Raw genomic sequence first — 11,263 nt, forward strand, 5'->3', positions numbered from 1 at the left:
CCCGGAGGCATTTCGTTACAGCTTGCTCGGCGCATTTGGTGGAGCAGTCAGATCCGCCTGGAGTTCTTGAAATCCGCACCAAGGGCGCTGGCCCCGTTACGGCCTACCGCCGCCGGCAACGTGACATCCCGCGCATTCTCTACAATCGTCGGGGTCCCTGAAACGCGCTCCACGCGCACGCGCGACAAGCGCACGTCCTGGATCGGAAGATCCCTTTCTCCTTTGATCACTGCGACCGATTGGGCCTGCTGCACGTGCACATCGCTAACGCGCAACCGCTCGATTGCGGTCAGCCGCCGCACATAGGTCGGGAGCAGCGTTCGCCACTGGTAGAGCACGTCCGTTTCTACCGCGAGAACGCTGCCGGCGAGTGTCGTTGCGGTGACACGGCTCATATGGACATTCCGAACATAGCCGCCGCGCCGCTCGTTTGTTTTCACATAGAGCAGATTGTTGATGGGCACGGCGTGATCATCGCCGCCCCGGCCATCGCCTACGAAATGGCAATCGTCCACCCATATATTCTCGATTCCACCCGAGAGTTCACTGCCTACCGCCATCAACTGGTGGCCGTTCAGAACGCGGCAGTTCCGAACGACGACGTTGCGGCACGGTGTGGCCAAGCGCCAGGCGTCCATGTCCCGTCCCGACTTGACCGACACGGCGTCATCACCCTGGTCAAACACGCAATCCTCGATCAGAACGTTTTGGCTCATCTCGGGATCGACCCCGTCATTATTATGTCCGTGGGCCTGGATACTGACCCTCCGGATCGTGACGTCGCGGCACAGCAACGGATGCAGCGTCCAGAAGGGACTCCCCCGAATGGAGATGTCCTCGACCAGCACGTTTCGGCAGCGATTGAACTGGATCAGGTGCGGACGCAGGTTGTTCTGGCCTATCGCCATCTGCCGGTCCGCCACCGGCACGTTGCGATAGGCCATGTCGTAAAGCGCGACCAGCGCGTCCATGTGCAGCTTCGGTCTGGCGGACCAGATTTTCCATCGATCGAGGACAGGCTCGATCCGACCGGGGCCGGTAATGGCGACATTCTCGCAGTCAAAGGCATAGATCAGTGGTGAATAGTTGAAGCACTCGATCCCCTCCCAGGACGTCTGCACTGGCGGGAGATAGTCCTGTGGGTCGTCCGAGAAGCGTAGGATCGCACCCCGGGCAAGATGCAAGTTTACGTTGCTTTCAAGGTGGATCTTGCCACTCAGCCAAATTCCGGCGGGCACGATGACGCTTCCGGAACCAGCGGCGTTGGCGGCACGGATAGCGCGGGCGATCGCAATACTGGTGCTTTGCTTGTCTCCGGGCCTGGCGCCAAACTCGGTGATCTGGAAACGACGGCTATGCCGGAAGTCGGGAACCAGGATGCCGGGCATATCGAAAGGAGCTCGCACCGAGGTTGCTTGTACCGGCATCGCATGCGCGCGTGCGCTCGCTGACAGGAGGAGAAGGGGTGTCGCGCAAACCCCCTCAACGACGGAACGCCGTGTGCTCAAGCCCTTCATAGAGGCCTCTCCCGACTCGCCTGCCGGAGCAGGTCCTGCGCTTGTTCCGCATCCGCTACAGTACCGCCAAACCACATGGTGATGAAAGCGGCCAACATGTGAACTCTCAATAGCTAGCTGGCAAACTTCGGCGAGCCTTGCAACTCAAAGTAGCCGCAAATGCTCCTGCGCGGAGATCGCAAAAAGGGCACGGAAGATGCCGGCGGCGAGCCAAGATCTGAGGATCGGGGGTAGGTCATCTACCCGATTGCACGGACCTCTGCAGCTGAGGCGATGTGACCGGACCCGCTGCGTGCGCAGCGGGTCCGGGGGCTGGAGCCGAGAGTTTGGGGCATCAGCGGGGGCAGCGCTGCGCTATGAGGAGGGCTCCACGCAGCCCCCGCTGCCAACGGCGCTGTGCCATTTCTATCTGGCTGCGGAATATGCATTTTATAACTGGCGGCAGCAGTCGAGGTCGGGGATACGGTCGTCCAAACCGGCGACCATGCCAGGGCGAGATGATCTTGTGCTCCTGTATTGCAGCACGCCTCGCGACGCGGATAACGGCAGGTAGCGACGCGCCGCGGCCGCGTGTCCTATCAACCTCGTCTCGATAGTAAGTCACTGTCCATCAAACTTGAAATAGCTAACGATAACTATCTTTTCATCAGTGAACGTCTGTTTCAGATATCTGTTGCAGCGTATCTTACACCATGATAGCGCAAACATCGGATGCTGGAATAACCGGCACCGCCGGCGCTGGCGCTCGCTCAAAAGCCCCCTCCGGCTTACGTCATCATGGGAACGGCGCTAGTCGCGCCGAAGGAGGGGACTTCGTGACTAGCCACCTGGCAATATTTTTTCAGCCAACTTCGTCGCGCGCGCTCGTCCGCGCCGGAGCGTCGATGGCAACGTTGTCACTGGTTTGCACACCTGCACTTGCGGTGGCGCATATCACCGCTGACACACTGCAAGACAGCAACGGCGCACCACAGGAAGCAAATCCGGTGGACGCCACCGGCCAGGACATCGTCGTAACGGGGATTCGCGCCTCGCTGCAAAGTGCACGCAACCGTAAGCGTGACGCCGAACAGGTCGTCGACTCCATCACCGCGCAAGATATCGGTGCGCTCCCGGATCGTTCGGTTTCGGAAGCGCTCCAGCGGGTACCGGGCGTGACGCTCCAGCGTACGAACGAGAATCGTGACCCCGCCCGCCTTTCCTCAGAAGGCGGGGGCGTGTTCATCCGCGGTCTATCCTGGGTTCGTTCGGAGTTGAACGGCCGCGACGTCTTCTCGGCAAACAACGGCCGCGGCCTTTCGTTCGAGGATGTTTCAGCCGACCTGCTGGTCGGTGTCGACGTGTACAAGAACCCCTCCGCCGAACTGATCGAAGGCGGCATCGGCGGCATCGTCAACCTGCGCACCCGCAAGCCATTCGACGCGCCCGGCTATGTCTTCGCGCTGTCGGGCGATGCCAATTATGCCGATCTGCGCAAGAAGACCTTCTGGTCGGGCAACGCGCTCGCCAGCGGTCGCTGGAACACCTCGCTCGGTGAGATGGGCCTGCTGCTCAGCTACTCGATCAACAATATCGGCAACCGCACGGATAGCATCACGGCCGGTCGCTACGATCGTGGCACGCTGACCAAGGCGCAGGACGGCCTCGCCGCGGGCACCAACGTCTACATCCCCGCCGGCATGGGCTTCCGCCGCATCGACTGGCAGCAGAAGCGCACCGCGTTCGACGGCTCGTTCCAGTGGAAGCCGAGCGACACGCTGACGCTGACCCTGGAAGCACTGATCTCCAAGGCGACGCCGCACGACATCGAATATGCGGTGGGCGACTATGACACGCCCTCGTCGGACAATTCGAGCTACAAGTTCGGGCCGAACCGCGAGCTGCAGTCCGGCGTGATCCAGAACCGCAACCTCAATCTCGACACGCGCGCCGGCAGCCAGGACAAGAAGACCCAGGACTTCTCGGGCAACCTGCGCTGGGTGCCGAACGAGAACTGGGCGGTCAGCGCCGATCTGCAGTACATCAAGTCCACCGCGAAGGTGTACAGCATGACGGCGTTCACCGGCGCCAACATCCCGACGACGATCGCGTTCGACTTCAGCGGCGACGATCCGTCGATGACGATGACGCCGACCAACAGCAGCCAGTCGCTCACCAACAAGAATCTCTACTGGTGGGCCGCCGCGATGGATCACATCGAGGACAACGAGGCCGACGAGTGGGCGACGCGCGCCGACGTCGAATATACCTTCACCGACAGCGATTTCCTGAAGTCGATCCGTGTCGGCGGCCGCTATACCGATCGCGCCGCCACCACCCGCCAGAGCAACTATAACTGGGGCCTTCTCTCGGCGCAGTATTGGCAGCCGGGCAGCGCGGTGTTCCTGAACCAGACCGGCTGGCCGAGCCTGCCGCAGAATCCGGACCTGCCGAACCAGACTCAGCTTGTTGACTACAACAACTTCTTCCGGGGCAAGGTGCCGTCTCCGGGCGCGGGTTTCTGGTTCCCTTCAGCCAATCTGGTCCAAAACGGTACTGCCTATGCCAACAGCTATTTGAAGAGCACGCTCTCAAACGGCTGGGGCTGGTCGCCGCTAAGCGACGACTACAGCAAGAATCCGGGTGGTATCAACGACCAGACCGAGAAGACCTTCGCCGGCTATGCGCTGGCGCGGTTCGGCATGGACAAGAGCCCGCTCGGCCATTTCGACGGCAATATCGGCCTCCGCGTGATTCGTACCGAGAACGGCGCGACCGGCACCCCGATCACCGTTGGCGCACCCACCTCATCGCCGAACCTGTGCGTCGTTGGCACGCCGATCACCACCGGTCCGCGCGCGGGCCAGACGGTGAACGCTACCGACTGCGCCAACTATGCCGCGGCGTTCAGGTTCGCCGGCGGCACGATCACCCAGCCGACCACGGGCAACGGCTCCTACACCGATGTGCTGCCCAGCCTGAACCTGCGCTTCTTCCTGAAGGACAATCTCCAGCTGCGCTTCGCTGCGGCCAAGGCGATCGTCCGGCCTACTTTCGCGCAGCTCAACCCCTATGTCTCGCTGGGCTACAGCTTCGATTCGGTGACCGGCATCGGCACCGGTGTCGGCGCGAACGGGGCGCTCACCCCCTTCGTCGGCAGTGCAGGCAACCCGAACCTGAAGCCGACCCGGTCAAATCAGTTCGACATGAGCCTCGAATATTATTTCGGGCGCTCGAACAGCCTGACCTTCGCCGGCTTCTACAAGGACATCTCGAACTACATCTTCGCGGGCACAACGAGGCAAACGTTCACCGCGAACGGCCAGACACTGACCTTCGATGTGACACAGCAGACCAACGGTTCGAGCGGCAAGATCAAGGGCTTCGAGATCGGCTACACGCAGTTCTTCGACATGCTGCCCGGCGCGCTGGGCGGCTTGGGCTTCAGCGGCAACTACACGTTCGTCGATTCGTCGGGCGGCAAGAACACCGCGGTCAACGTGTTCGATTCGACTCAGGTAACTAACTCGGGTCTCACTCTCCCGCTCGAGGGCTTGTCAAAATACTCGTACAACGCAGCTCTAGTCTATGAGAAGTACGGCATCTCGGCACGTGCGGCGTACAATTGGCGCTCGCACTATCTGCTCACCACTTCGGCGGCAAACATCAACTACCCCGTCTGGTCGGAGAGCTACGGCCAGCTCGACGCATCGATTCTATATTCGGTCAATAAGCACATCAAGATCGGCGTGCAGGGCTATAACCTGCTCAACTCGCGGACCTTCCTCGATGTGGGCGATCCCAGTCTGAAGCCCCGCTACGGCTGGACGGACACGGATCGACGCTTCGCTTTCCTGTTCCGCTCCCTCTTCTGACTATTCCCCTCCTCCTCAGCCCCCGGTACGCATCGTGCCGGGGGTGCCTTTTATGATATTCACCGGCTCCGCTTGAGCTTGTTGTGGCGATCGGCATAACGGGACGTTCCGGGCAGTGACCAAACACCTCATCATCGCAGGCGGCGGCAGTGCCGGATGGATGGCGGCCGCGATGTTCGCCCGACTGCGGCCGGCACCCGGTACGCGCATCACACTTGTTGAATCGAACGCCATCGGCACGATCGGCGTCGGCGAGGCAACCGTGCCGATTCTGCAGGAGTTCAACCGCCTGCTCGGCCTGCACGAGCCCGAATTTGTCGCCGCGACCCAGGGCAGCTTCAAGCTGGGCATCGAGTTCGTAGACTGGGGGCAGCGGGGTAACCGCCACTTCCACGGTTTTGGCGATCATGGCGCCCCGATCGGGGGTGTCACCCCGCACCATCACTGGCATCGCCTTCGCGACGCAGGCCGCCTTGCCGATCCGATCGACGCCTGGTCGATGCCCGCCCGCGCCGCTGCACAGGATAAGTTCGCGCCGCCCGAGGCCTTGCGCGGCGAAGCCGCGGAGTATCGCTATGCCTATCATTTAGACGCTGGCCTCTATGCCCGGCTGCTGCGCGACTATGCCGAGGCGCGCGGCGTCACCCGCGTGGAGGGCCGCATCCTCGACGTCGCGCGCGATGCCGAGACCGGCGACCTTACCGCGCTGCTGCTGGAGGGCGACCGCCGGCTGGAGGGCGACCTGTTCCTCGACTGCACCGGCTTCGCCAGCCAGTTGCTCGGCCAGCGCCTGGGCGTCGGCTTTGTCGACTGGTCGCATTGGCTGCCGGCCAACCGCGCGCTGGCGCTGGGCTGCACCCGCGCCGGGCGCTTCACCCCCTTCACCCGATCGACCGCGCACGCCGCCGGCTGGCAGTGGCGCATCCCGCTCCAGCACCGCACCGGCAACGGCCTGGTCTACAGCAGCGCGCACCTTTCCGACGACGAGGCGGCGGCGCTGCTCCAGGCCAATCTCGACGGCGAGGCGATCGGCGACCCGCGGCTGCTGCGCTTCACCACCGGCCGCCGCGAACGCTTCTGGGCGCACAATGTCGTCGGTATCGGGCTGGCGGCGGGCTTCATGGAGCCGCTCGAATCGACCAGCCTGCAACTGGTCCAGACCGGCCTTGCCCGGCTGGCCGAACTGTTGCCGAACGGGCCGGCCGATCCCGCCATCGTCGCCGAGTACAACCGCGAGACGACCGGCGAGTATGAACGAATCCGCGACTTCCTGATTGCGCATTACTGCATCAGCCAGCGCGCCGAGCCTTTCTGGCGCGACATGGCCGGCATGGCGCTGCCCGACACGCTGGCGCACAAGCTGGCGCTGTGGGACGCCATGGGGCGGGTGCCCATGTTCGATCTGGAATCGCACCAGGAGCCGAGCTGGGTCTCGATCCTGCTCGGCCAGCAGCGCTTGCCGCGCGGCCGTGACCCCGCCGCCGACCGCCCCCCGCTCGACAGCCTTGCCACGCTCTTCGCGCAGCGCGAGGCGGTGCTGACCACCGCAACCCACCGCCTGCCGCCGCACGACCATTTCGTCGCGCGCACCTGCCAGGCCGACGCGGCATGAACCCGCCGCTTTCCCGCGTGGTGATCGCCGGCGGCGGCAGTGCCGGCTGGATGGCAGCGGCCGCACTGTCGCAGGCACTCAGCGGCACCGGCATCGCCATCACGCTGGTCGAATCCGAGGAGATCGGCACCGTCGGCGTCGGCGAGGCGACGATCCCGCCGATCCACGGCTTCAACCAGATGATCGGCGTGGACGAGACCGAATTCGTCAAGGCGACGCGCGGCACCTTCAAGCTGGGCATCGAGTTTGTCGATTGGTGGCGGCGCGGCCACCGCTATTTCCACCCTTTCGGCCGCTATGGCGACGATTTCGGGCTGGTGCCGTTCCACCAGCAATGGCTCGCCGCGCGTGCCGAAGGCGACTCGGCCCCGCTCGGCGCCTATTCGCTGTCGACGCTCGCCGCGATGAACGGCCGCTTTGGCTTGCCTCAGGGCGGCGGCAACAGTGTCTATGCCACCTATGGCTATGCCTATCATTTCGATGCGGGCCTCTATGCGGCCTATCTGCGCCAGCGCTCAGTAGCGCGCGGCGTTGTGCGGCACGAAGGCAGGATCGCAGTGGTGCACCTAGACGAGAGCATCGGTCATGTCACTGCGCTGCAGCTGGAGGATGGCCGCCGGATCGCGGGCGACCTGTTCCTCGATTGCACCGGCTTTCGCGGGCTGCTGATCGGCGAGGTGATGGGCGTCCCCTATCAGGACTGGTCGCACTGGCTGCCGGCGAACCGCGCCGTCGCCGTGCCGACCGCGGCGGCGGGGCCGCCCACCCCCTATACCCGCAGCATCGCCCGCGACGCCGGCTGGCAATGGCGGATCCCGCTCCAGCACCGGATAGGCAACGGCCATGTCTTCTGCGACGGATTTACCAGCGACGCCGCGGCCGAGGCGCTCCTGCTCGACAATCTCGACGCAGCACCGATCGGCGAGCCGCGCCATTTGCGCTTCACCACCGGGCGCCGCGAAACCCCGTGGGCAGGCAATGTCATCGCGGTAGGGTTGTCCTCGGGCTTTCTCGAGCCGCTGGAATCGACCAGCCTGCACCTGATACAGAGCGCGATCACGCTGCTGCTGCAATGGTTTCCGGATCGCGGCTTCGATCCCGGGGTGCGCGCGGAATATAATCGTCTGGCGGCTCGCGAATGGGACACGATCCGCGACTTCCTGATCCTCCACTATATTGCCACTGAGCGCGACGAAACGCCGTTCTGGCGACATTGCCGCGCGATCACCCCGCCCGACTCCCTTGCCGAGAAGATTGCGATGTTCGCGCGCAACGGGCGATTACTCGCGCGCGAGGGCGACCTGTTTATGGACTCGAGCTGGCTGGCGGTCCTAATGGGACAGGGCGTGGTGCCGCAGGGCCATGACTCCCTTGCAGCGGGTATTCCGCCGAACCACCGCCGCAAGATCCTGACGGCAATGCGCACAGTGATCGCGGAGACCGCCGCGGGACTTCCGCCGCATGGCAAGACGGTCGAACAACTTTATTCAGCCGGTCAGGGATGAGCCACACCGGTTATACGCGGGTCCGCGATACTTCATCGACGGCCACGGCACCGCTTCACCGGGCAAGGCGGCAAGACTTAACAATCACCCCGCCCGGCATCGGCAGTAATCGCAATTTAATGCTTTGGAAGAAAGCCATGACGAACCCTGCGCCAAAAGCCCTATTCCGCTGGACGCTGGCGGTACTCGCCCTCCTCTCCGTTCCGATTGCGCCGGGGGCGGCCGCCGCGCAGACTTTGACCAAGGCGACGGCGCGCCATGTCAATGTCGACTTGCGGAACGCCGGGGCCGCGCTCGACCGTTCGTTCAACCTCTCGGTCGGCAGCGACTATGCCGGCACTATGCTGCGCCCCGAAAACCTGGAGCAGCTTCGCATTGCCCGCGACGAACTGGGCTTTCGCTATATCCGCTTCCACGCGATCTTCCACGATAAGCTCCGCATCGTGAGGGTCGATAATGGCCGCACGGTCTACGATTGGCGCAAGGTCGACCAGCTGTACGATGCCTTCCTGGCCATGGGCATCCGGCCGTTTGTCGAATTGGGCTTTACGCCCGAAGCCATGGCGACGTCGAAGCAGACGATCTTCTACTGGAAGGGCAATACCTCGCATCCGGAACCCAGGGCATGGGTCGCGCTGGTCGACGCTTTCGTGCGCCACGTCCGCGAGCGGTACGGCGCGACGGAGGTCAGGCGCTGGTACTTCGAGGTATGGAATGAGCCCAACCTCGGCGGCTTCTGGGAGAACGCCAATCAGAACGCCTATTTCGAACTGTACGAAATCACCGCCCGAGCGATTAAGGCTATTGATCCAAGGATTCGCGTCGGGGGGCCGGCCACCGCCGGCGCCGGATGGGTTTCTGAGTTCTTAGACCATGCTACTAGGCGCCACATACCGGTCGATTTCGTCTCTACCCACACCTATGGCGTAGATGGCGGTTTCCTCGACGAGACCGGGCAGGACGACAACAAGCTATCGACCAATCCGGACGCCGTGATCGCCGACGTCCTGAAAGTGCGCCGGCAGATCGCCGTGTCGAAGTTCCGCGGCATCCCGCTCTTCTTCACCGAGTGGAGCGCGAGCTACAATCCGCGCGATCCGGTGCATGATTCCTACATCAGTGCCGCCTACGTCCTTACGAAGCTCAAGGCGACGCGTGGCATCGCTCAGGGCATGAGCTACTGGACCTACAGCGACCTGTTCGAGGAAGCCGGGCCGCCGCCCACCCCCTTCCATGGCGGCTTCGGCCTGATGAACCGCGAAGGCATCCGCAAGCCAGCTTGGTTCGCCTTCAAATATCTGAACCAGCTCCGCGGCCGGGACGTGCCATTGTCGGACGATCAGAGCATCGTCGCAACCGACGGTGGTCGCACCGGCATCCTGCTCTGGGACTGGCAGCAACCCGTCCAAACGATCAGCAATCGCCCGTTCTTCACCAAGGTGCTGCCCGCACAGCCTGCACCGGCAACCACGCTCCGCGTTTCCGGGATGAAGCCCGGCCCTTATCGGCTCAGCGTGCGCCGAACCGGATTTCGCGCCAACGACGCGCATACCCGCTACCTGGAAATGAAATCTCCGGAGTCGCTCAGCGCCTCGCAGCGAGAGGAGCTCGAACGGCTGACCCTCGACCTCCCCGAAATCAGTCGCCCCATTCGCGTGGGTGCGGACGGCCGCTTCACGCTTCCCCTAGCGATGCGCGCAAACGATGTCGTGCTGGTCCTCGTCGAACCGCTGGCGACAAAGCCCAAGCAGCGTAGATGACCCGATCGCCTGCAAAAGCCCGGTGCATGCTCCAGACATGCCGCGGCAGACCCGATCGTCCGCCCGAAATTGGCCGCTTTAACCCCGCCCGCTTCTGGCATGCCGTAAAGAAGAACTACCCCATGTCGATCCGCCGTCCGGCGCGTCTTGTGGACTCCCTGGCCTCCGCTTTTCCCGTTACCGCCTAGGGGCAGAAAATCCTCCAGCGCAAAGGCAGCTTGGCTTCGGTCCAAAACCTACGTGCCCATATCGTCCACGTGACGCTCGCGCTAGATCCCTCGGAGATCGACAAGGGCGGCGGCCATAGCATCCTTACAAAGCCGGAGACGGGTAGCAGTACCCGCATGCGGTTAGTTCGTGCCGGCCCGTGCTCAGGTTGTCCGACCACGTCCTGCAGGCTTGGATGAACTCCGACATAGGGCAATTGACGATATAAGCATCAAAGTCATGCCATTTGCGGCAGGCATCGGCCGTGTGCCACGCTGCGCCCAGCGTAGGATTGGGACGTGCGCCCCTGTCCCGGAAATACCTCCGGTCAGAACGAGAGATCCGGCGCTTCATCGGCCGGGGTTAACCCCGGCCGATGAACCAAATTCGGCCAGTGTCAGGAACCCCAGGGATAGGTAAGGTCGGCTCTCATTGAAATCCGCCCGACACGCTTCGATCTTGGCCCAGGCGTCGTCCAATGCCGGCGCGCACGAACGCGGTCTGGGAATCATGCTCGATTCCATGACCTTCGCCAGATCGGTACCCACCGCCTGGGCGATCAGGCGGCACCCTTCGGTGAGGATCTGGTCGAGGTCTTCATGATCGAGCACGAAATCGCCAAAGTCGGCCAGTGCCTGCTAACGTCGCATCAGCTCTTCGAGGTCATCCATAAGGGTAGAACGCCTCAATGCCGTGTTGGTACTACCGATTGCACCGGATTTTCCTCGTGCCGAGAGGCCCCCTCGTCTAGAGTGGATTTCGATCGAGCTGAATCGTCGAGGGATTCCCAAAGGGGCCGCGTTCTGAT

General features: G+C 63.2%; 6 protein-coding genes. 4 read left to right on the forward strand and 2 right to left on the reverse strand.

Features of this window, described 5'->3' with window-relative positions; all coding sequences use genetic code 11:
- Positions 1–47: 47 nt before the first annotated feature.
- A complete protein-coding gene (locus KK7_RS0107985; RefSeq protein WP_202798672.1) occupies positions 48–1,427 on the reverse strand; it encodes a glycoside hydrolase family 28 protein in 1,380 nt (459 codons plus the stop codon).
- A 1,076-nt stretch (positions 1,428–2,503) separates the two neighbouring features.
- Here KK7_RS0107985 and KK7_RS0107995 point away from each other — a divergent pair.
- The 4 genes from KK7_RS0107995 (at position 2,504) to KK7_RS0108010 (ending at position 10,248) form a co-directional block, all read left to right on the forward strand.
- Positions 2,504–5,371, forward strand: coding sequence for a TonB-dependent receptor (locus tag KK7_RS0107995; protein ID WP_010544121.1), 2,868 nt, complete (start codon positions 2,504–2,506; stop codon positions 5,369–5,371).
- A gap of 115 nt (positions 5,372–5,486) precedes the next feature.
- A complete protein-coding gene (locus KK7_RS0108000) occupies positions 5,487–6,983 on the forward strand; it encodes a tryptophan halogenase family protein (protein WP_010544122.1) in 1,497 nt (498 codons plus the stop codon).
- On the forward strand, positions 6,980–8,488 hold the full coding sequence (locus KK7_RS0108005; protein ID WP_010544123.1) for a tryptophan halogenase family protein: 1,509 nt from the start codon (positions 6,980–6,982) through the stop codon (positions 8,486–8,488). Before KK7_RS0108000 ends, KK7_RS0108005 begins: the two co-directional genes overlap by 4 nt.
- 137 nt (positions 8,489–8,625) lie before the next feature.
- A complete protein-coding gene (locus KK7_RS0108010) occupies positions 8,626–10,248 on the forward strand; it encodes a GH39 family glycosyl hydrolase (protein ID WP_010544124.1) in 1,623 nt (540 codons plus the stop codon).
- Between the two features lie 557 nt (positions 10,249–10,805).
- On the opposite strand, the gene KK7_RS0108015 is transcribed toward KK7_RS0108010, so the two are convergent.
- Complete coding sequence (locus tag KK7_RS0108015) at positions 10,806–11,066, reverse strand: integrase core domain-containing protein (RefSeq protein WP_010544125.1); 261 nt, start codon at positions 11,064–11,066, stop codon at positions 10,806–10,808.
- Positions 11,067–11,263: the final 197 nt, after the last annotated feature.

It is taken from the genome of Sphingomonas elodea ATCC 31461 (assembly GCF_000226955.1).
GTDB lineage: Bacteria > Pseudomonadota > Alphaproteobacteria > Sphingomonadales > Sphingomonadaceae > Sphingomonas > Sphingomonas elodea.

What these genes read in the sequence shown, in the direction of transcription:
- KK7_RS0107985 (WP_202798672.1), bottom strand. Translation starts at nt 1,427, where the DNA reads ATGCCGGTACAAGCAACCTCGGTGCGAGCTCCTTTCGATATGCCCGGC.
- KK7_RS0108005 (WP_010544123.1), top strand. Translation starts at nt 6,980, where the DNA reads ATGAACCCGCCGCTTTCCCGCGTGGTGATCGCCGGCGGCGGCAGTGCC.
- KK7_RS0108010 (WP_010544124.1), top strand. Translation starts at nt 8,626, where the DNA reads ATGACGAACCCTGCGCCAAAAGCCCTATTCCGCTGGACGCTGGCGGTA.